Annotated in this window: 23 protein-coding genes and 1 tRNA gene; 15 read left to right on the plus strand and 9 right to left on the minus strand. The window is 31.8% G+C overall.

The genetic code is table 11. The features are described from left to right. The first annotated feature begins 20 nt into the window (after positions 1 to 20). Entirely contained in the window at positions 21 to 671 is a 651-nt protein-coding gene (locus INR78_RS01635; protein WP_106676110.1) for a hypothetical protein, read from the plus strand. Here INR78_RS01635 and INR78_RS01640 read toward each other — a convergent pair. From INR78_RS01640 to INR78_RS01675, 9 genes are all read right to left on the minus strand, one after another. Further along, positions 661 to 1,776: an MBL fold metallo-hydrolase gene (locus tag INR78_RS01640; RefSeq protein ID WP_223077210.1), complete on the minus strand. Its 1,116-nt coding sequence runs from the start codon at positions 1,774 to 1,776 to the stop codon at positions 661 to 663. The two genes, INR78_RS01635 and INR78_RS01640, sit on opposite strands and share 11 nt — an antisense overlap. A 22-nt stretch (positions 1,777 to 1,798) precedes the next feature. Further along, entirely contained in the window at positions 1,799 to 2,950 is a 1,152-nt protein-coding gene (locus INR78_RS13695; protein WP_370632484.1) for a cation:proton antiporter, read from the minus strand. 41 nt (positions 2,951 to 2,991) lie between these two features. Continuing rightward, complete coding sequence (locus INR78_RS13700; RefSeq protein ID WP_370632485.1) at positions 2,992 to 3,687, minus strand: cation:proton antiporter; 696 nt, start codon at positions 3,685 to 3,687, stop codon at positions 2,992 to 2,994. 3 nt (positions 3,688 to 3,690) lie between these two features. Beyond that, positions 3,691 to 4,284: an NAD(P)H-dependent oxidoreductase gene (locus INR78_RS01650; RefSeq protein ID WP_223077211.1), complete on the minus strand. Its 594-nt coding sequence runs from the start codon at positions 4,282 to 4,284 to the stop codon at positions 3,691 to 3,693. 26 nt (positions 4,285 to 4,310) lie between these two features. Then, entirely contained in the window at positions 4,311 to 4,451 is a 141-nt protein-coding gene (locus INR78_RS01655) for a hypothetical protein (protein WP_223077212.1), read from the minus strand. Between the two features lie 101 nt (positions 4,452 to 4,552). Further along, complete coding sequence (locus tag INR78_RS01660) at positions 4,553 to 4,780, minus strand: DUF4437 domain-containing protein (protein ID WP_255593100.1); 228 nt, start codon at positions 4,778 to 4,780, stop codon at positions 4,553 to 4,555. Continuing rightward, on the minus strand, positions 4,738 to 4,902 hold the full coding sequence (locus INR78_RS01665; protein ID WP_181256090.1) for a hypothetical protein: 165 nt from the start codon (positions 4,900 to 4,902) through the stop codon (positions 4,738 to 4,740). Before INR78_RS01665 ends, INR78_RS01660 begins: the two co-directional genes overlap by 43 nt. 20 nt (positions 4,903 to 4,922) lie before the next feature. Beyond that, the gene (locus tag INR78_RS01670; protein WP_255593101.1) at positions 4,923 to 5,201 is read right to left on the minus strand and encodes a nitroreductase family protein; all 279 of its coding nucleotides are present in this window, start codon (positions 5,199 to 5,201) and stop codon (positions 4,923 to 4,925) included. Positions 5,202 to 5,414: 213 nt separating this feature from the next. Next, positions 5,415 to 5,489: transfer RNA gene (locus tag INR78_RS01675), tRNA-Pro, on the minus strand. Positions 5,490 to 5,605: 116 nt separating this feature from the next. Between INR78_RS01675 and INR78_RS01680 the strand changes: the two genes are divergently transcribed. The 14 genes from INR78_RS01680 to lepB all read left to right on the plus strand — a co-directional run bounded on the left by INR78_RS01680 (position 5,606) and on the right by lepB (position 20,859). Continuing rightward, positions 5,606 to 6,712, plus strand: coding sequence for a PQQ-dependent sugar dehydrogenase (locus INR78_RS01680; RefSeq protein ID WP_223077214.1), 1,107 nt, complete (start codon positions 5,606 to 5,608; stop codon positions 6,710 to 6,712). Next, a complete protein-coding gene (locus tag INR78_RS01685) occupies positions 6,709 to 7,122 on the plus strand; it encodes a cytochrome c (RefSeq protein ID WP_223077215.1) in 414 nt (137 codons plus the stop codon). The genes INR78_RS01680 and INR78_RS01685 overlap by 4 nt, the downstream gene beginning before the upstream one ends. Positions 7,123 to 7,166: 44 nt before the next feature. Continuing rightward, positions 7,167 to 7,775: a uridine kinase gene (gene udk, locus INR78_RS01690; RefSeq protein WP_223077216.1), complete on the plus strand. Its 609-nt coding sequence runs from the start codon at positions 7,167 to 7,169 to the stop codon at positions 7,773 to 7,775. Continuing rightward, complete coding sequence (locus tag INR78_RS01695; protein WP_027880654.1) at positions 7,772 to 8,071, plus strand: septum formation initiator family protein; 300 nt, start codon at positions 7,772 to 7,774, stop codon at positions 8,069 to 8,071. Before udk ends, INR78_RS01695 begins: the two co-directional genes overlap by 4 nt. Beyond that, positions 8,064 to 9,395: a methylmalonyl-CoA mutase subunit beta gene (locus INR78_RS01700; protein ID WP_223077217.1), complete on the plus strand. Its 1,332-nt coding sequence runs from the start codon at positions 8,064 to 8,066 to the stop codon at positions 9,393 to 9,395. Before INR78_RS01695 ends, INR78_RS01700 begins: the two co-directional genes overlap by 8 nt. Before the next feature lie 19 nt (positions 9,396 to 9,414). Beyond that, positions 9,415 to 10,116: a hypothetical protein gene (locus INR78_RS01705; RefSeq protein WP_223077218.1), complete on the plus strand. Its 702-nt coding sequence runs from the start codon at positions 9,415 to 9,417 to the stop codon at positions 10,114 to 10,116. 1 nt (position 10,117) lies between these two features. Further along, positions 10,118 to 10,768 (plus strand): hypothetical protein, encoded by a 651-nt coding sequence (locus INR78_RS01710; protein ID WP_223077219.1) that lies wholly within the window; start codon positions 10,118 to 10,120, stop codon positions 10,766 to 10,768. Further along, positions 10,768 to 12,891 (plus strand): methylmalonyl-CoA mutase, encoded by a 2,124-nt coding sequence (scpA, locus tag INR78_RS01715; protein ID WP_223077220.1) that lies wholly within the window; start codon positions 10,768 to 10,770, stop codon positions 12,889 to 12,891. Before INR78_RS01710 ends, scpA begins: the two co-directional genes overlap by 1 nt. A 171-nt stretch (positions 12,892 to 13,062) precedes the next feature. Further along, the gene (locus INR78_RS01720) at positions 13,063 to 15,918 is read left to right on the plus strand and encodes a pitrilysin family protein (protein WP_223077221.1); all 2,856 of its coding nucleotides are present in this window, start codon (positions 13,063 to 13,065) and stop codon (positions 15,916 to 15,918) included. 134 nt (positions 15,919 to 16,052) lie between these two features. Next, positions 16,053 to 16,817, plus strand: coding sequence for a ParA family protein (locus INR78_RS01725; protein WP_223077222.1), 765 nt, complete (start codon positions 16,053 to 16,055; stop codon positions 16,815 to 16,817). A 3-nt stretch (positions 16,818 to 16,820) separates the two neighbouring features. Further along, entirely contained in the window at positions 16,821 to 17,729 is a 909-nt protein-coding gene (locus INR78_RS01730; protein WP_027880661.1) for a ParB/RepB/Spo0J family partition protein, read from the plus strand. Further along, on the plus strand, positions 17,719 to 18,357 hold the full coding sequence (locus INR78_RS01735; RefSeq protein WP_370632486.1) for a DUF5683 domain-containing protein: 639 nt from the start codon (positions 17,719 to 17,721) through the stop codon (positions 18,355 to 18,357). The genes INR78_RS01730 and INR78_RS01735 overlap by 11 nt, the downstream gene beginning before the upstream one ends. A 48-nt stretch (positions 18,358 to 18,405) precedes the next feature. Further along, positions 18,406 to 19,107 carry a 4-hydroxy-tetrahydrodipicolinate reductase gene (gene dapB, locus INR78_RS01740; RefSeq protein WP_223077223.1) on the plus strand — a complete coding sequence of 234 codons (702 nt, stop codon included), beginning with the start codon at positions 18,406 to 18,408 and terminating at the stop codon, positions 19,105 to 19,107. A 60-nt stretch (positions 19,108 to 19,167) separates the two neighbouring features. Continuing rightward, on the plus strand, positions 19,168 to 20,859 hold the full coding sequence (gene lepB / locus INR78_RS01745) for a signal peptidase I (protein WP_223077224.1): 1,692 nt from the start codon (positions 19,168 to 19,170) through the stop codon (positions 20,857 to 20,859). The last annotated feature ends 8 nt before the right edge of the window (positions 20,860 to 20,867 follow it).

Genomic DNA, 20,867 nt, shown 5'->3' on the forward strand with positions numbered 1-20,867 from the left:
TATTTATAATAGTTTGTTTTATGGCCTCTATTTTTTTAAGTCTATTTAAAGAAAAAGACTCTTTAATTTACACTTTACCCTTAACAGTTATATGTTTATTAATTAAATATATTTCTGTTAAAAACACTAAAACACACATGCTTTATGCACTAAGTTTAGTTTGTGTTATAATTGCTGATGTATTGATTTTTTCTAATTTTAAAACCAATTTTATCTACATAACCCTTTTAAATGGGTTGTTTTTATTATGTAATCTAGCTGTTTTAAAACGCTATTTACATGAGCAGAAAATAAAAAAAATTTTAACGCCTTCTGTTTTAATTAGTGTTGCGCTTGTGGCTTATGTGTTTTTTTATGTGCTTCGATTATTAATTGAAACATTACCCAACAACCAAGTATTTTTTGCGTTTTGTACAATGTCTTTTTTTGCAGCTTTTTTTATAGTTATAGCTCTTATTTATTTAAGTCAATTATACCAAAATGGACTAATTTTACTAATTGCAGGTATTTCTTATTTCTTTCAAATGTTTTTTAGTTTGATTAATGAATTTTTACATTATGATAAGATATTTACAACTCTTATAGTAATAAGCCATATAGTTGCTTTGTTTTTACTTACTGAATTCATTTCTGTTACAAAGCCTACAGATACTCAAATCTCTATTGATTAACTTGAAACCAAAATAGTTTATTTCCTGACGTATCAGTGTTTTTTGTATAAATAACACCTCCAATTTTGGGTACAATAAAATTTAATTTTGATTGTTGTGCAGATGTAATAAATCGCTCTACAGGATCTGTCCAAGTATGCATTGCAAGTTTAAATGCGCCCCAATGTATTGGCATTACTTTTTTCGCATTTACATCCAAGCCTGCTTGAACGGTTTCTTCAGGAAACATATGTATGTCTGGCCACATTTCGTTGTACTGTCCACATTCTATCATAGCGAAGTCAAACGGACCGTACTTCTTGCCTATTTCTTTAAAATGATCGGCATAACCACTATCGCCACTAAAGAAAATATTGTCATTTTTAGATTGAATTACCCACGACGACCATAGTGTTTTTGCCCTATCGGATAATCCGCGACCAGAAAAATGTTGCGCTGGTGTACACACAAATTTTAAATCGTTAAACGTAATTTCTTCCCACCAATCGAGTTCTGTAATTTTGTTTTTATCAACTTTCCATTCAAGTAAATGCGCACCAACACCAAGTGGCATATAAAAATGACCAACTTTATCTTTTAAAGCCTTTATCGATTCGTAATCTAGATGATCATAATGATCGTGAGAAATTAATACAGCATCAATTTTTGGTAATTGTTCTATAGTAATCGGTAATTCTTTAGAAAAACGCTTACTTCCTAAAGCTGGATGTGGCGCAGGAACACTGCTTAACATCGGGTCTATTAAAATAGTTTTACCTTGTGTTTGTAGTAAAAATGTTGAATGCCCAAACCAAACTAAGCGTGTATCACCGTTGTAGTTAGCAATATTTAAAGAATCGATTTTTACTGAAGGTAAATCGTGTTCTGGTTTTGTATTTGGCTGACTTTTAAAAAAACCCATTAAAGCCTTACCCATATCTTTTAAACTCATATCGAGTTTAACATCTTTGGTGTTTTTAAATACACCATCCTTATAATTTTTAGAAGTTTTATAACTTTCAATTGCTTCTTTAGATGGTTTTCCTCCAAATTGAGGACTAAATTGTACAAATAACACCACAACCAATGCGATTGCAGCAACAACTATTACGATGCTTAACACCATTCGTTTTAAAAATTTTAAAAGTTTACGCTTCACTAGATTTTTCTAATTGCTTTCTAATATGTTCGCTATCCCAATGATTATCGTAGGCTACAATGCCTCGTTTAAAGTCATCTTCAAGCAATTTTTCTTGCTGTTCTATTTCTTTTCTCGCCATAAACACATAGTCTTCTTCTCGCTTAGGTTCAGAAGCTAACCGCCTTAAACTCGCTTCATCATACTTAATAAAATTCTGCACTTGACGGTTTAAAGTATATTTTCTAAACCCTAATTTATTAAGTGCATCACTCGCCAACGCTAAAGATGTATCTAAAGTTTCACGGTAAATATTCATTACATCATGGTTTAATAACTCGTAAGCATCGTAACGGTTTTTAGTACGCACCAACATCTCAACATGAGGATATTTTTCTTTCACAATTTTACTAATAGCTTTAGCAACAGAGACTTTATTTGTTGCGCAAATCAATAATTTAGCCTCGGCAATTCCTGCAGATTCTAACAAATCTTCTCGTGTGGCATCACCATAATATACTTCAAATCCCATTTTACGAAGGAAATCGACACGGTTAGAATCGAAATCTAAAATGGTGGCTTCTACGCCATGAGAACGCAAAAATCTGCCAACCGTACTACCAAAATGTCCAAAACCAACTAATATTACTTTTTGCGATTTAGCGATATGATCCATTGGTCGTTTTATAGATTCTTTAGTACCTACTTTTGGAAGAATTAACCGCTCATTGATCACTGCTAAAATTGGTGTTAACGACATAGATACTGCAGTTATTACTAGCATCATATCCATTTGTTCTTGCTCTAAAATATTAAGCTGAAAGGCGAACGATAACAATACAAATGCAAACTCACCTACTTGAGCTAAACTAAAAGTTAACAGCACATTTTGATCGAGTTTTAATTTGAAAATACGCCCAGTAATGAATAGTACCAATGCTTTTATAGCAATAATAGCCAATAAAATACCACCAATTGTTAAGGGACTGTTCGCAATAACTACAAAATTAATAGAGGCGCCAACCGCCATAAAAAAGAGTCCGAGTAGTAGATTTTTAAAAGGTTCTAGCGTGCTTTCTAACTCGTGTTTAAATTCACTTGTTGATAATACCACACCACCTAAAAAGGCACCTAATGCAGGACTTAAGCCTACAAATTCCATTAAGTATGAAATTCCGAAAACAATTAAAAACGCAGCTGCAATTAACAACTCTCTACACCTGTTTGTGCTACTTTACGTAGCATTGGAACCACTATAAAACGACCAGCCAAAACAATAAGGACTACCGATAAAATAATAGCTAAAGTTTGTAATCCTAAAGGTAAACTTTGAATTAAACTTGATGCCGAATGTGATGCTTCATTACTCGTATGTTCCGAAGAATTACTTAATAACGGTAAAGCACCAATCATAAATATGACGATGATATCTTGAAATAATAAGATGGAAAACGAACTTGAACCAAAAGTTGTCTTCATTAACCCTTTTTCCTTTATGGTTTGTAACGCTATTGCTGTAGATGACAGTGCTACAGCCATACCTATAGCTAAAGCTACTTGCCATTCATATCCTAAAAAAGCGAACAATACATAGGTTAAACCAATAGTTAATACAACTTGTATGCCGCCCATACCAAGAATGGATTTTCGCATGTTCCAGAAATTTTTTGGTTCAATTTCTAGACCAATTAAAAACAGCATTACTACAACGCCAAACTCTGCAAAGTGTAAAATATCTTCACCTTCTTCACCAATAAAACCGAACACATAAGGACCAATAAGAACACCAGCTAATAAATAACCAATGACTGAGCTTAATCCTAATCGCTTTGCTATTGATATACAAATGATGGCACCAGCAAGAAAAACAATCGCTTCAAATAATAAACTTCCAGACATGTGCTACGCGGTTAAAATTTCTAAATCGTTTAAGAAAAAACAATTGGATAGTTGCGTCGTGTTAAAATCACCTTGCAATAAATCTATTAATTGTTCGTATTGGTTGGCGTAATCCAATAAATCTTCTTCAGATAAATGGTGCGTACCCATAACAGCAAAAGGTGGTAAATAATTCATACCACACAATGTAGCAGTTTGTTCAAAAGGTCTTAAAAATTCATTAATGGTGTAGGTATTATAGCCTTCTGTACAATACACTTCGCGAGATCCACCAGTAGTAATAACATTAAAAACGGTTTTATTTTGCAATACTTTTCCGTGTGGACCGTATGCCCAATTAAATTCTAGAACTAAATCTTTCCATTGCTTTAAAATGGCTGGACTACTGTACCAATACAACGGATGATGCCAAATAACAATATCGTGTTGAAGTAATAACTCTTGTTTTTGCTGCACATTAATATGAAAGTTAGGATAATGCTCATACAAATCGTGAAATGTTACGTGCGCCTTATCTTTTAATCGGTCTATGAGTGTTGCATTGACTCTTGATTTTTCAAATTTGGGATGTGCGAAAAGAATGAGTACTTTTTTCATTGGCTATTTTGGTTGACTTTTAAACTTTAGTTGCTAATTATGCTTTCTGTTAAAGTTAGTAATAATTTTATTTTGTCTTCATCGTATGCATCATGATGCGCATTATTGTAACTTGCTTTATCGTTGTCAAAATATGTGCCTGATTGGTTTTTATGACGTTCTGACATCATATTAATTTGATAGTGTTATAAAAAAAAAAGCCACACAGAATGTGTTTTACATTTTGTGGCTTTTTCTGCTATTAATCAATCAAACTAAACTATAGATTCTATTTTATTTTGAATTTACCATTGGAACGAATGTAAATGACTGTTTCAACATCAGTTTCTAAACGTGGTGAAGCTTTTTCTTCTGCACCAAAATAAGAGCCTGGTTCCAAAACGTTTACGTCATCTTTTTTAGAAAATTGATGAGTTACTTTACCAGAAATAACCACAGCTCTAAAATTTGGGCTTAAGTTTTTAATTTTACATCGCCACGCAATGGATTTAAACATCCCCATTCTACGTTGTCTGCAGTAACGACTTCGTTTTGAGATTTTCTAGAATCAGTTGTTGGTGTTTGAGCATTTACTCCAATAGCTAAGAACAACAAAACAACCATTATAATTTTTTTCATCACTATGGTTTTAATATGATTTATATTTCAATGAAAATTTCACTTTCTGGCAATCTAGATTTTGGTGTTTTATCTGTAGAATTAAAGTCAGATTCTGCTCTGTAGCCTATAGAAACAGCTACTAAAGCTGTGTAACCTTTTTCCCTTAAACCAAATTCTTCATCTAATTCTTTTACATCAATACCTTCCATTGGTGTGGCATCAATTCCTAAAGTTGCAACACCTAACAAAAAGCTACCTATATTAAGATATACTTGCTTTTCCATCCAGTGATTTAAATCTTTTAAATCGTATTTCAATAAATTCAATTATGAATAAATATAATCTATATCAATTAGTCATATAAGAAGAAATGACTATTTACTACAACAATTTAATAATGTAATTAATTAATTTGAGATCATCCATAAAATTAATGGATGCTTTAATGTTGTTTTTTATTTTTTAAAACACATCAAGGGGAAATTAAAATAAAAAAAGCCTGAATATTTATATTCAGGCTTTAGTTTTTGTCGGGGTGGCAGGATTCGAACCTGCGACCTCCGCGTCCCAAACGCGGCGCGATAACCGGGCTACGCTACACCCCGAAAATGGTTATCTTTCCAAAACAAAAATTTTGTTTTGAGGGTGCAAATATAGTAGTTTTCATCAATTTAAAAACATTTTTTATTATTAAATTGTAAATTCATAAAAAAAAATAAAAATGAAATTCAAATTCGGTCCATTTATTATAATAATTATAGCCTCATTTTTTGCTTGTGCACAAGACAAAAACCCTATAAACACAAAACATTCATATGAGGTAATTGTAAAAAACCTCAACAATCCCTGGGGATTTACTTTTCTTACTGATGGGTCAATACTAATTAATGAAAAAGATGGTCGAATCATTCATTTTAAAAACAATAAAAAGACTGAAATTAAAAATCCACCAAAAGTATATTTAAGAGGTCAAGGTGGATTGTTAGATATTGAGCTACATCCTAATTATAAAAATAACGGATGGATCTACTTTTCTTATGCTTCTTCTGATGGTGACGAAAATGGAGGAAACACCTCAATAATGCGTGCAAAAATTAAAAACGACAGTTTAATTAATAAAGAAATACTTTATAAAGCTGTACCAAATACTACTAAAGGACAACACTTTGGGTCTAGAATTGTCTTTAAAGATGGCTACTTATTTTTTAGCATTGGAGAACGTGGAGAACGAGATATTAACCCTCAAGATTTAACTAAAGATGGCGGTAAAATTTATAGACTAAATAACGATGGAAGTATACCTAAAGATAATCCTTTTGTTGATACTAAAAATGCTAAAACAGCTATTTGGTCCTACGGACACCGTAATCCTCAAGGTATGAAAATTAACCCTTTTACTAACGAAATTTGGTCTCATGAACATGGACCACGTGGTGGTGACGAGATTAACATCGTTAAAAAAGGTGCTAATTACGGTTGGCCAGTTATTACTTACGGCATCAACTATTCAGGAACAAAAATTACAGACCAAACAAAAAAAGAAGGTATGCAGCAACCTTTACATTATTGGGATCCATCCATTGCTCCTTCTGGTATGGCATTTATTAATAGCGATAAATATGGAGATTGGAAAGGTAGTTTGTTAGTCGGCTCTCTTAAATTTCAGTATTTAGATTTATGTACACTTCAAAATGGAAAAGTCATTAAAGAGCAACGTCTTTTAGATGGTTTAGGTCGTGTAAGATCTGTAGAACAAGGTCCAGATGGCTATATCTATGTTGGCATAGAAAACTTAGGTATTGTAAAATTAAAAAGAGATAAAGAATGAAAAAAACAGGACTAATTCTAATTGTTTCAATATTAATAATAAGCTGCAAAACTTCAGACAAAAAAGCTAGCCCAGAATTAAAATCTTCTATTGCCCAAGGAGAAAAAGTGTATCAAAATTTCTGTATAAACTGTCATATGGCTAATGGAGAAGGGATTGAAGGCGTATATCCGCCATTAGCAAATTCTGATTATTTAGAAAACAATTTAGAAGCTAGTATCAAAGGAATAAAAAACGGTATGAAAGGTAAAATTACAGTAAACGGAAAAACCTACAATAACGTTATGACTCCAATGGGTTTAAACAACCAAGAAGTAGCAGATGTGACTAACTATATTTTAAATAATTGGGGCAACAATAGTGACACTTTAATTACAAGTAAAGAAGTTTCTAAAATACTACTTAAATAAGGTTGTAAATTCTTAAATTTGAACCTTAAAATTAAATAAAAACAATGCTAATTATAGGAATTGCTGGCGGAACAGGCTGCGGTAAAACAACAGTAGTTAATCAAATATTAAATGAATTACCAGAAGGCGAAGTAGGTGTAATATCTCAAGACTCATATTACAAAGACACTACTCACCTATCTTTTGACGAACGTGTTAAAATTAATTTTGATCATCCACGATCAATAGATTTTGAACTTTTAGAGCAACACTTAAAAGAATTAAGAGCTGGTAATGCCATAAACCAACCCGTGTATTCTTTTATAAAACATAATCGTACAGGCGATGTTATTGTAACAAAACCTCGTAAAGTAATGATTGTTGAAGGGATTTTAATCCTTTCTCATCCAGAAATTAGAGAGCATTTTGATATCAAAATATTTGTTCATGCAGATAGTGACGAGCGTTTAATAAGACGACTAAAAAGAGACATAAAAGATCGTGGTCGTGATATAGACGAAGTCTTAACGCGCTATCAAAATACATTAAAACCAATGCATCAACAGTTTATAGAACCAATGAAAGAGTATGCAGACATTATTATACCTAATAACAGATATAATACAGTTGCAGTAGACATAGTAAAAACAATAATTAACGAACGCTTAGTTTGAAATACTTAAAAAACATATACATTTTAACACTTGTTGTCTTTGTAATATGGATGGTGTTTTTTGACACCAATTCGTTAATTATACACAGTCAATATAATTCTGAAATTGACGATTTAGAAGCAGAAAAAGAATACTACAAAAAAGAAATACAAAAAGACAAAAAAGCTATAGAAGAATTGAGTCGTGAAGAAGGCATAGAAACCTTTGCACGAGAACAATACTACATGAAGCGAGACAATGAAGATATTTATATAATAGAATATCAAGACAGCCTAAAAACTAAAGAAGATGAGTAAAAAACTATTTTCAGATTTTGAACCAGTTTCTGCAAAAGCTTGGAAACAAAAAATACAGGTAGACTTAAAAGGAGCAGACTATAATGATACTTTAGTTTGGCAAACTAACGATGGTATAAATGTAAAACCATTTTACCATCAAGACACTTTAGAAAACACTTTACACATAAAACCACAAACTTGGTCTATTGGTCAAATTATATTTGCTCAAAACGCAGATGCAGCTAATAAAAAAGCAATAAATGCAATTGAAAAAGGCGCAGAAACTATAAAATTTATTATTCCTAATAATGAAGTTTCTATTTCAGAATTAATTAAAAATATTGATTTACACGCTACAAACATTCAATTAGAATTATTGTTTTTAGACCAAAACTGGATTTCAAATATTGATCAAAATATAAGTATTCAAGTAGACCCAATTCATCAAATAGTAAAAACTGGTAATTGGTTTTCTAATCTTGATAAAGATCTTACAGCCATTAAAGATACAGTAGCACATACAGGCTGTTTAACAATAGATGCTACAACCTATCAAAACGCTGGTGCAAATAACGTACAACAAATAGCCTACACTGTTTTACATGCTAATGAATATTTTAATATCGTAGATGTTTCAACCATAAAAAAGGTGATTTTTAATGTTGCTGTTGGTACAAATTATTTTTTCGAAATTGCAAAACTAAGAGCGCTTAGAGCTCTATTTGACAGTATTGCTTCAGAATATAATATTTCTGCAACATGTGTTATAAACGCAATTCCTTCAAAAAGAAACAAAACTATTTACGATTATAACACAAACATGCTTCGTACAACAACAGAATGCATGAGTGCTGTCCTTGGCGGTGCTAATACTGTTTTTAATTTACCATATGATGCAATTTACCATAAAGACAATGCTTTTGGAGAAAGAATAGCACGAAACCAACTATTAGTATTAAAAAACGAAAGCTATTTTAATGCGGTTAATAACCCATCAGATGGTAGTTACTACATAGAAAGTTTAACAAATCAACTTGCAGAAAATAGTCTAGATCTTTTTAAAGATATTGAAGCTAACGGAGGATTGTTAAAACAATTAAAAGAAGGCACTATTCAGAAAAAAATAAAAGAAAGCGCCGCAAAAGAACAACAGCAATTTGATGAACAAAAAATCATTCTTTTAGGCACCAATAAACATCCTAATAAAGAAGATAAAATGAAAAACGATTTAGAGTTATTTCCTTTTGTAAAAACTAATCCTGTTAAAACTTTAATAGAACCTATAATTGAAAAGCGTTTAGCAGAAAAACTAGAACAAGAACGATTAAAAACCGAAGAATAAATAACAAAACTAAAAAAACATGAACACACGTATTTTAAAAACTGTATTTGTATTTTTTATCGTATTAAACTTTAGCTGCAAACAAGATAACACCGAAGCAACGTTAGCAGAGTATAAATATGCAGAAAAACCAGAAACTATTAGCTGTGACCCTGCAAATGATAAGCTATTTAAAGAAGCTTTATATAGCTTTGAAAAAGATATTTTAAACCAATATGACCCAAACGGTAAAAATAAATTAAGAGCATACAGAGCTTTTGTAAATAATGCTATTTCTAATCGTGTAAAACCAGAAAACATGATGTCTTCTCACACAAAAGCTATTTTTGATGTATTAAAAACAAAATCAGATTTATGGCAAGAAGGAGCTTTAAACTATAATAGCGATTTGGTTAAATGTCTATCTCAAAACATGCAAGATAAAAGCTTAAAGACAACCTTTAACGCACTTGTAAGCACCAATAGCATGAATTACAAATTATTTGCTCCTGCATTAAGAAGCAACACATCTTACACCAGAGACGTTTATTTACAAACCTTTATAGCTTTAGATTATTACTACTCTAAGATGTTTGATTTAGATTTTACAAAAATTAATTTAGAATTTAACGACACTAAACAAGAAGCTAATAACAAAATAGATTTTAATAAAACACCTCTTAATCTACCTAAAAAAAACAACGTAAAAAAAGCAGACGATCACGCTGGGCACAATCATTAATATGAACTTAAAAAAAATAACATATTTAATATTAATAAGTCTTGTAATTACCTCTTGCATAAACAATGTTACAGAGGTAAGCAACTGGTTAATGGTAGATAGTTCTAATATAGAAACTATAGAAGGCAGCTACCATAAGCTAGATAAAGATCCTGTTAGAATATACTTACCAAGTGTTTTTAAAAGGAAAAGTGGTGTAGAATTCGAGAAAATTTTAGACAGCATATCCACAGACAAGAATAGTCTAAAACTTGAATATGCCAGACTAAAACAACTAAGAGAAATCGAAGGTAATTTTTATATCTATTTTGACAAAAGCACATTCTCTACTTACACAATTAACACTTTACCTTACATGCCTCTTCAAAGACAAGACGCAAAATTTTTGTTAGGCATCATAAGTCAGTCAAATAGAGAAAATGAAAACAATCTAGATTTAAAATATACAAAGGTCACTGCTAAATATGATAATTCTGTTGGACCACAAATATTTAAATCGATTTTTAAAGTAGAAGATACTAAGTCAATAGACAATCCGACCTTTTACAATTCTACTTATATAGTTTCTTACAACAACAAAACGGTTTTTATTCAATTAAGCACACCTTTTGAAGCTAATTTTGATCCGTTTTTACAAAAAATGATATTATAATGTCAAGAAAAAATCTTCAACATATAACACTTAAAACACAAGAAAACATAACAGTAGATCAACAAACTTCTACATTTAATACTGCAGAAGACATTCCTGTAAAATCTACTTACGCTAAGTCAGATACTAAGGATTTAGAACACTTAAATTTTGTTGCAGGAATAGCACCAAATCTTCGCGGACCATACAGCACAATGTATGTACGCAGACCTTGGACCATACGCCAATACGCAGGTTTTAGCACCGCTGAAGAGAGTAATGCATTTTACAGAAGAAATCTTGAAGCTGGTCAAAAAGGTCTTTCAGTTGCTTTCGATTTAGCAACGCATCGTGGTTACGATTCTGATCACGAACGTGTAGTTGGAGACGTAGGTAAAGCTGGTGTAGCTATTGATAGTGTTGAAGATATGAAGGTTTTATTTGACCAAATTCCGTTAGATAAAATGTCTGTATCTATGACCATGAATGGTGCTGTATTACCAATCATGGCATTTTATATAGTTGCAGCCGAAGAACAAGGCGTAAAACCAGAACAATTAGCAGGAACCATTCAAAATGATATTTTAAAGGAATTTATGGTGCGTAATACTTACATCTATCCACCAACACCTTCTATGAAAATCATTTCAGATATTTTTGAATATACTAGCCAGAACATGCCAAAGTTCAATAGTATTAGTATTTCTGGTTATCATATGCAAGAAGCTGGCGCGACTTGCGATATCGAATTAGCTTACACGCTGGCAGATGGATTAGAATATATCCGTAAAGGTTTAGATGCAGGAATGGATATAGATACTTTTGCTCCAAGATTATCCTTCTTCTGGGCTATTGGTATGAATCATTTTATGGAAATTGCTAAAATGAGAGCTGCAAGAATGCTTTGGGCTAAATTGGTGAAACAATTCAACCCTAAAAACGCTAAATCTTTAGTATTACGTACACATTGCCAAACAAGTGGATGGAGTCTTACAGAGCAAGATCCTTTTAACAATGTAGCAAGAACAACTATCGAAGCTGCAGCTGCTGCTTTTGGAGGCACACAAAGTTTACATACAAATGCATTAGACGAGGCGATTGCATTACCAACAGATTTTTCTGCAAGAATTGCACGTAACACGCAGATTTTCTTACAAGAAGAAACACACATTACAAAAACTGTAGATCCTTGGGCAGGAAGTTATTACGTTGAAAAGTTAACTCATGATATTGCCGAAAAAGCTTGGGATTTAATACAAGAAGTAGAAGATCTTGGCGGTATGACAAAAGCTATAGAAGCTGGTATACCAAAACTACGTATTGAAGAAGCTGCTGCACGTAAACAAGCAAGAATAGACTCTGGTCAAGACATAATAGTTGGAGTAAACAAATACCAACTAGATCATGAAGATCCTTTACATATATTAGAAGTAGATAACCAAACGGTAAGACTACAACAAATAGAAAGTATTAATAAAATTAAAGCAACTCGTAATACCGAAAACGTAAAAGAAGCTTTAAATAATTTAACAAATGCAGCTAAAACAGGTCAAGAAAACTTATTAGCTTTAGCAGTAATAGCAGCAAAACAACGTGCTACTTTAGGAGAAATTAGTGATGCTTTAGAAACTGTATTCGGACGTTATAAAGCAAATATAAAATCATTTTCAGGTGTGTATAGCAAAGAGATAAAAGACGATAGTAGCTTTAAAAAAGCAAGAGAACTAGCAGATACATTTGCTGAGCAAGAAGGCAGAAGACCTCGTATTATGATTGCTAAAATGGGACAAGATGGTCATGATCGTGGTGCTAAAGTAGTTGCCACAGGTTATGCAGATGTAGGTTTTGACGTAGATATTGGACCTCTATTTCAAACACCTAAAGAAGCAGCAAAACAAGCTGTAGAAAACGATGTGCATATTTTAGGAGTATCTAGCTTGGCAGCAGGACATAAAACCTTGGTTCCGCAGGTTATTGAAGAACTTAAAAAATATGGTCGAGAAGATATTATGGTAATTGTTGGAGGCGTTATCCCTAAACAAGATTATCAATATCTATTTGATGCTGGTGCTGTAGCCGTTTTTGGACCAGGAACAAAAATTAGCGACGCAGCTATTAAGATTTTAGAAATCTTGATAGATTAATTATAAAAAGAGCCACTAAAAAAGTGGCTTTTTTTTTATAATAAATTGAAATTCTTTCCGTTAGCTTATTGAATAAATTTTCAATTTTAACATAAATTTCAACATTTAGTTAAACATAAATTTTATTTTTATAAACCATTCCTTACAAGTTATTAATTAAAACAACCAAAAATGAAAAAATCAATATCAATTTTCACAATGGTGTTGTTTGTATTAACAGGTACTATTAAATTAAATGGGCAAACTGTTACTAAAACATCACCTAAAACAAATCAAACTTCAACATTTAATTCCACAGAAAAAATCCCTTTCAATCCAGAAGTAAAAAAAGGAGTTTTAAGTAATGGGTTAACTTATTATATTAAAAACAATGGTAAACCAGAAAACAAAGTAGAACTTAGACTTGTAGTTAAAGCTGGTTCTATTCTTGAAGATGAAGACCAAAAAGGTTTAGCTCATTTTATGGAGCACATGAACTTTAACGGAACAAAAAATTTCAAGAAAAATGAATTGGTAGACTATCTTCAAAGTATAGGAGTAAAATTTGGTGCTCACTTAAACGCATATACTAGTTTTGACGAAACCGTTTACATGCTTCCAATACCAAGTGATGATCCTGAAAAATTAGAAAAAGGATTTCAAATATTAGAAGATTGGGCACATAACGCGCTATTAACAGAAAAAGATATTGATGAAGAAAGAGGTGTTGTTTTAGAAGAATTTAGATTAGGTCAAGGTGCAGATGAAAGAATGATGCAAAACTACCTACCAAAATTAATGTATGGTTCTAAATACGCAGAAAGGTTACCTATCGGAACTAAAGAAAATCTTGAAAATTTTGACTACGAAAGCTTAAGAAGCTACTATAAAGATTGGTACAGACCAGATTTAATGGCGGTTATAGCTGTAGGAGATATTGATGTAGAAACTTTAGAAAAGAAAATTAAATCACACTTTGGAGGTATAGAAAATCCAAAATCACCTAAGCCTAGAGAAATTTTTTACGTTCCAAATCATAACGAAACTTTTATAGCGATAGAGACCGATAAAGAAGCTTCATTTTCTCAGGTCAGAGTGCTTTTTAAAGATGAAAGCAACAGTAAAGAAGACGAAACATTAGAAGAGTTTAGACACTCTATTGTAGAATCACTTTTTTCCCAAATGATAAATAATCGTTTAGACGAACTTAGAAATAGTGAAAATCCACCATTTGTTTACGGGTATTCTTTTCATGGAGGTACATGGGCAGACACTAAAGACGCTTATCAATCTTTTGCTATGACAAGTCCAGATGGACAATTAAAAGCATTAAAAGTATTACTTGAAGAAAACGAAAGAGTAAAAAAATACGGGTTTGGCCAAGGTGAATTTGAAAGAGCTAAAAAAGATTTAATCGCTAGATTAGAAAAATCTTTTAAAGACAAAGATAAAACTGAGTCTAACAGAGTTTTAGGAGAATACATAAGAAACTTTTTGGTTAACGAGCCAATGCCAGGTATAGAATGGGAATACAACTTTCATAAAGAACAACTACCTACAATAAAACTAAATGAAGTAAATCAATTAATTTCAGACTATATAAAAGACACAAACAGAGTTGTAGTTTTAACAGGTCCTGATAAAGAAGATATTAAAAAAGTAACAGAAAAAGAAGTAAGAGATTTATTAGAAACCGTTAAAAACGAAGACATAAAACCTTACGAAGACAAAGAAGTAGCTTCTTCTTTAATTACAAATTTACCTCCAAAAGGTTCTATTGTAAAAGAAACACAAAATAACAAATTAGGCACCACTACCCTAACCTTAAGTAACGGCGCAACGGTTACTTACAAAAAAACAGACTTTAAAAACGACGAAATTTTATTTGATGCCTTCAGTTTTGGTGGTAGCTCATTATATTCTGATGAAGATTACTTAGAAACAGTATTTGCTAACAATGGATTAACAGATGCTGGCGTTAATGGATTTAGCAAAGTAGATCTAGGAAAAATGATGTCAGGAAAAATTGTTAGTGTAAGACCAAGAGTTGGCGGTATTACGGAAGAAATTTCAGGATCTTCAACACCAAAAGATTTTGAAGAATTGTTTCAGCTAACACATTTATATTTTACAGCATTAAATAAAGACGAAAAAGCTTTTGCTTCGTATATAAATAAACAAAAAGCCTTTATTGGCAATATGTTATCTAGTCCGCAATTCTATTTTCAAGATCAATATTCTAAATTTGTATACGGTGCAAACCCAAGATATTCCGGTTTTCCAACACCAGAAAAATTAGATCAAGCTAATTATGATTTAGCTTACCAAAAATATAAAGAACGCTTTGCAAACGCAGGAGATTTCAATTTTTACTTTGTAGGGAACATTGATGAAAACAAAATAAAGGAATATTCAGAAAAATATTTAGCTAACTTACCATCAACAGGTAAACAAGAAACTTACAAAAAAACAGATTTTAGACCTTTATCAGGATCACATACAAAAATTGTAGAAAAAGGTACAGACCCAAAAAGTTCTGTTAGAATTGTGTATCAAGGTGAAACAACTTATGACGAAAAAGAAGACTATGCATTAAGTAGTTTAGGTGAAATTTTAACCATAAAACTAATCGAAAAACTACGTGAAGAAGAAGGCGGTGTTTATGGTGTTGGAGCTAGAGGAAATATTAACAAAATTCCTTACGGCTGGTATAGCTTTAGTATTAGTTTTCCTTGTGGACCAGAAAATGTAGAAAAGCTTAAAAATGCAGCTATTGCCGAAGTTGAAAAAATTGTAGCTAACGGACCTACAGAAGAAGACTTAGCCAAAGTAAAAGAAGCGCAGCTATTAGAAAGAAAAGAAGATCTAAAAGAAAACAGATTCTGGTTAAGACTTCTAAAAAATGCAGATTATGAAGATAAAGATGCTAATAAAATCTTAGAGTATGAAAAAACTGTAAGTAATCTTAGTAAATCTGACATACAAAATGTTGCTAAAAAATATCTAACAAAAGGTTATATTTTAGGTATCCACAATCCAGAAAAATAATCCAGTCAAACATTAATAAAAATGAGGTTGCAATGTTAAATTTACAACCTCATTTTTTTATTTATGTTATTAACAAAGGTTTTTATTCCTCATAAATAATTGTATTTTTACCGTTACAAAAACCAAATTGATTAATGGGTAAAATTATAGCAATTGCCAATCAAAAAGGTGGTGTTGGTAAGACAACTACCTCTGTAAACTTAGCCGCCTCTTTAGGTGTTTTAGAAAAAAAAGTTTTACTTATAGATGCAGATCCACAAGCTAATGCCACATCTGGATTAGGAATAGATGTAGAGTCTGTAGAAATTGGTACATATCAAATTTTAGAACATACTAACACAGCAAAAGAAGCTGCAATACCTACAGAAACTCCAAACCTAGATATAATACCAGCTCATATTGACCTTGTTGCTATCGAAATTGAATTAGTAGATAAAGATCAACGTGAATATATGCTTAAGAAAGCTCTTGAAGAGATAAAGAACCAATATGATTATATACTAATAGATTGCGCTCCTTCTTTAGGACTATTAACCCTTAATGCGCTAACTGCTGCAGATGCAGTAATTATTCCAATTCAGTGCGAATATTTTGCATTAGAAGGTTTAGGAAAATTATTAAACACTATTAAAAGTGTACAGAAAATACATAACAAAAATCTAGATATAGAAGGGTTATTGTTAACCATGTACGATTCGCGTTTAAGACTGTCTAATCAAGTAGTAGACGAAGTCCAAAAACACTTTAACGACATGGTATTTAGTACCATTATTCAGCGAAATGTTAAACTTAGTGAAGCACCAAGTTATGGTGAAAACATTATTAATTACGACGCATCAAGTAAAGGTGCTAGTAATTACCTAAGTTTAGCTAAAGAAATTATTACAAAAAACTCCTAATTTATGGCGAAAGCAACTAAGAAACAGGCTTTAGGACGCGGACTTTCAGCATTACTGAAAGATCCAGAAAACGATATTCAATCTGCAAAAGACAAAAACGCAGACAAAGTTATAGGTAATATTGTAGAGTTAGAATTAGACCAAATTGAAATGAATCCATTTCAACCACGAACTAATTTTAATGAAGAATCGCTGCGTGAATTAGCCTCGTCTATTAGAGAATTAGGTGTAATACAGCCAATCACGGTAAGAAAATTAGGCTTTGAAAAATATCAGTTAGTTTCTGGTGAAAGACGTTTTAGAGCATCAAAATTAGTTGGTTTAGAAACTGTACCTGCTTACATAAGAATAGCTAACGATCAAGAAAGTCTAGAAATGGCATTGGTAGAAAACATCCAACGTCAGGACTTAGACCCAATAGAAATTGCTTTATCCTATCAACGTTTAATTGACGAAATCAATCTTACACAAGAGCAAATGAGTGAACGTGTAGGAAAAAAACGTAGTACCATTGCTAATTACTTACGCCTTTTAAAATTAGACCCTATTATCCAAACAGGTATGCGCGATGGATTCCTATCTATGGGACATGGGCGTGCTATTATAAATATTGAAGATCAAAATATCCAACTTGAAATCTACGAAAAGATTTTAAGTGACAAACTTTCTGTAAGACAAACTGAAAATTTAGTTCGTAATTATAATCAAACTAGCGAAGTAAAAGTTCCTGCAAAACCTACAAAAGAAGAATTACCAAAATATGTTAAAAAAGGCATCACTGCTTTTTCAGAATACTTTGGACATAAAATTGACGTTAAAGTCTCTAGCAATGGTAAAGGAAAAATTACAATTCCTTTTCATTCTGAAGAAGATTTTAACCGTATAAAAAAGCTAGTCCAAGGTGATAAATAAGCAATATATTATTACACTTCTTTGTGTTATTTTTTGCTGTTTTCTTCAAGCACAAGAAGATAACAGCAATAAAAAAGCAGACACAACAAAAACCAACAAATTACCTAAAGGATTAAAGGAAAAGGACGATATAGCTTTAGCAGACTCTAGTAAAGTAAAAAAAGTTAAGCTTCCAAGAGAATATGATCCTTTAGCACCTTCTCGTGCTGCATTTTATTCTGCAATTTTACCTGGTTTAGGTCAGGCTTATAATGGTAAATATTGGAAAGTACCTATTGTTGTAGGGGCAATAACTACGGGTATTTTATTTTACGATCATAATAACAAACAATATAATCGTGTTAGAGATGCTTACAAGAGAAGACTTGCTGGTTTTACAGATGACGAGTTTTATGGTAGACTAACTGACGATGCACTAAGAGATGCACAACAAACATTTAGACGTAATAAAGAACTCTCTTTATTAATTACATTTGGTCTTTATGCTCTAAATATTGTAGACGCAAATATAGACGCTCATTTATTACAATACAACATAGACGAAAAATTAAGTTTAAAGCCTCATTACAAACTAAATGATATTGATAATCAAGGAGATTTAGGCTTAACACTAAACTTTAAATTTTAACTTCTTATAAATTGAAGCTAATTTTAGTTTCATTTAAATACATAAAAAATGAAAATCGCATTATTAGGCTATGGTAGAATGGGTCAAGCTATTGAGCAAATTGCCATAAGCCGAGGACATGATATTGTAATAAAAACAAGTAGTAATACAGGTTACAATATTAAAGAAGCAGATGTTGCTATAGATTTTAGTATTCCTAATGCTGCATTTAATAATATTTCAAACTGTCTAAATAATGATGTGCCTGTAATCTCAGGTACAACAGGTTGGTTAGATAAATATAATGACGCTGTTTCGCTTTGCAAAAAAAATAAAGGTGCATTTATATATGCTTCAAACTTTAGCTTAGGTGTAAACATTTTTTTTGAACTAAATGAAATTTTAGCAAAAATGATGACTAAACTAGATGACTATAAGGTAGATATCGAAGAAATTCATCATACAAAAAAATTAGACGCACCAAGTGGTACTGCTATAACTTTAGCAGAAGGCGTAATAAAAAATCACAGTCAATATTCTAATTGGAAATTAGACGAAAGTACAGAAAACACACTTCCAATAACTGCAAAACGTATTCCTGATGTTCCTGGCACACACATTATTACTTATAAAAGTGATATTGACACCATAAAAATTGAACATGAAGCACACAGCAGACAAGGTTTTGCTTTAGGTGCTGTTATCGCTGCTGAATGGATTATTGGCAAAACAGGTGTTTTTACTATGAAAGATGTGTTAAATATTGGGTAACTTTAATATATTTAACAACATTTGTAAAACAAGATAAACTAACAAATCAGATATTTTATTATGAGTGGAACTCAGTGGATTATATTTTTCTTTATCATTCAACTTTTACACGGTTTAGCTACTTGGAAGTTATATATAAAAGCAGGAAGAAAAGCATGGGAAGCATTTGTACCTGTTTACAATGCTGTTATCTTAATGAAGATTATAAACAGACCTTGGTGGTGGACAATCCTTTTATTTTTACCAATAGTAAATCTTATCCTGTTTCCGGTAGTTTGGGTAGAAACAGCAAGAAGTTTTAACAAAAACAGCACTCAAGATACTTTTTTAGCTATTGTTTTATTAGGATTTTATAACTTCTATTTAAGTTATGGGGCAAAAGATTTAAAATACAGAGAAAATAGAAGCTTACATCCTTTAACCGAGCTTGGTGATTGGGTAAGTTCTATTTTATTTGCAGTTGTTGCTGCTACAATTGTTCACACTTATTTTATTCAACCTTTTGTAATTCCAACTTCTTCTTTAGAAAAAACTTTATTGGTTGGTGATTTCTTATTTGTTAGTAAAGTAAATTATGGTGCGCGTACACCACAAACTACAGTTGCTGTACCAATGATACATGATGCTGTTCCAGGAACCACAGTTCCTTCATACATCAAAAAACCACAATTACCATATTTTAGGTTACCAGCTTTAGAAGAGATAGAACGTAACGATATTGTTGTTTTTAATTGGCCTGTAGATACGTTGGTAGATATTAATAATCCTTACGGAGAAGTGAGATACAAACCTGTAGACAAAAAGACCAATTATGTAAAACGTTGTGTGGGATTACCTGGTGACTCTTTATCTATCAAAGAAGGTTACGTTTACATTAACGGAAAGAAAAACGAATTACCTGACAGAGCTAAACTTCAGTTTTTCTATACAGTAATATTAAAGAATAACGTCTCTCAAGAATTTTTAGACCAGTACGGAATTACAGAATATACAAGAGTATTTCAACTTAAAAAATCAATTTTTGAGAATGAAAAAGTTCAACAATACATCAAAGCAAATGGGATTAACTTAACCGTTGTTTCAGACGATGGCGATATGGTTGCTTTTAAAGGCAATGTGTCTCAAGACATGTATGATAAATTAAAAATTAATTTTTCTGATAAAGCATTAAACATTAATCTTACAGAAGAATTAGCTACAAAAATTAAGAGTAATCCTAATGTAGTTTCGCTTAAAAAAGATTTATCAACACAACCGGAAAATGATATTTTCCCTCGTACGCCAGAATATAGTTGGAATAAAGATGAATTTGGCCCAATTTACATTCCAGAAGCAGGAAAGACAGTCGACTTAAATTTAGAGGTTTTACCGCTTTACAAACGCATAATTACTGCTTATGAAGGTAATACTGTAGATGTAAAAGGCAATCAAATTTTAATTAATGGTGAAGTTGCAAACACCTATACTTTTAAGCAAGATTACTATTGGATGATGGGTGATAACAGACACAATAGTCAGGATGCAAGAATGTGGGGATATGTACCATTTGACCACGTGGTTGGAAAACCTGTCTTTGTTTGGATGAGTTGGGATAGTAACGGTAAAGGATTAGACAAAATACGTTGGAATAGATTATTTACTACCGTTGGTGGCGAAGGTAAACCAACATCGTATTTTATTCCATTTTTAGTGGTACTAGCAGGTATTTTTGCTTTTAATAAATTTAGAAAACGTAAGAAGAAAGCAGCTTGATTTTTTGT

The sequence above is a fragment of the Mesoflavibacter sp. SCSIO 43206 genome (genome assembly GCF_019904215.1).
Lineage (GTDB): Bacteria > Bacteroidota > Bacteroidia > Flavobacteriales > Flavobacteriaceae > Mesoflavibacter > Mesoflavibacter zeaxanthinifaciens.

What these genes read in the sequence shown, in the direction of transcription:
- INR78_RS01635 (WP_106676110.1), top strand. Translation starts at nt 21, where the DNA reads ATGGCCTCTATTTTTTTAAGTCTATTTAAAGAAAAAGACTCTTTAATT.
- INR78_RS01640 (WP_223077210.1), bottom strand. Translation starts at nt 1,776, where the DNA reads ATGGTGTTAAGCATCGTAATAGTTGTTGCTGCAATCGCATTGGTTGTG.
- INR78_RS13695 (WP_370632484.1), bottom strand. Translation starts at nt 2,950, where the DNA reads ATGGAATTTGTAGGCTTAAGTCCTGCATTAGGTGCCTTTTTAGGTGGT.
- INR78_RS13700 (WP_370632485.1), bottom strand. Translation starts at nt 3,687, where the DNA reads ATGTCTGGAAGTTTATTATTTGAAGCGATTGTTTTTCTTGCTGGTGCC.
- INR78_RS01650 (WP_223077211.1), bottom strand. Translation starts at nt 4,284, where the DNA reads ATGAAAAAAGTACTCATTCTTTTCGCACATCCCAAATTTGAAAAATCA.
- INR78_RS01655 (WP_223077212.1), bottom strand. Translation starts at nt 4,451, where the DNA reads ATGTCAGAACGTCATAAAAACCAATCAGGCACATATTTTGACAACGAT.
- INR78_RS01660 (WP_255593100.1), bottom strand. Translation starts at nt 4,780, where the DNA reads ATGTTTAAATCCATTGCGTGGCGATGTAAAATTAAAAACTTAAGCCCA.
- INR78_RS01665 (WP_181256090.1), bottom strand. Translation starts at nt 4,902, where the DNA reads ATGAAAAAAATTATAATGGTTGTTTTGTTGTTCTTAGCTATTGGAGTA.
- INR78_RS01680 (WP_223077214.1), top strand. Translation starts at nt 5,606, where the DNA reads ATGAAATTCAAATTCGGTCCATTTATTATAATAATTATAGCCTCATTT.
- INR78_RS01685 (WP_223077215.1), top strand. Translation starts at nt 6,709, where the DNA reads ATGAAAAAAACAGGACTAATTCTAATTGTTTCAATATTAATAATAAGC.
- udk (WP_223077216.1), top strand. Translation starts at nt 7,167, where the DNA reads ATGCTAATTATAGGAATTGCTGGCGGAACAGGCTGCGGTAAAACAACA.
- INR78_RS01700 (WP_223077217.1), top strand. Translation starts at nt 8,064, where the DNA reads ATGAGTAAAAAACTATTTTCAGATTTTGAACCAGTTTCTGCAAAAGCT.
- INR78_RS01705 (WP_223077218.1), top strand. Translation starts at nt 9,415, where the DNA reads ATGAACACACGTATTTTAAAAACTGTATTTGTATTTTTTATCGTATTA.
- INR78_RS01710 (WP_223077219.1), top strand. Translation starts at nt 10,118, where the DNA reads ATGAACTTAAAAAAAATAACATATTTAATATTAATAAGTCTTGTAATT.
- scpA (WP_223077220.1), top strand. Translation starts at nt 10,768, where the DNA reads ATGTCAAGAAAAAATCTTCAACATATAACACTTAAAACACAAGAAAAC.
- INR78_RS01720 (WP_223077221.1), top strand. Translation starts at nt 13,063, where the DNA reads ATGAAAAAATCAATATCAATTTTCACAATGGTGTTGTTTGTATTAACA.
- INR78_RS01725 (WP_223077222.1), top strand. Translation starts at nt 16,053, where the DNA reads ATGGGTAAAATTATAGCAATTGCCAATCAAAAAGGTGGTGTTGGTAAG.
- INR78_RS01730 (WP_027880661.1), top strand. Translation starts at nt 16,821, where the DNA reads ATGGCGAAAGCAACTAAGAAACAGGCTTTAGGACGCGGACTTTCAGCA.
- dapB (WP_223077223.1), top strand. Translation starts at nt 18,406, where the DNA reads ATGAAAATCGCATTATTAGGCTATGGTAGAATGGGTCAAGCTATTGAG.
- lepB (WP_223077224.1), top strand. Translation starts at nt 19,168, where the DNA reads ATGAGTGGAACTCAGTGGATTATATTTTTCTTTATCATTCAACTTTTA.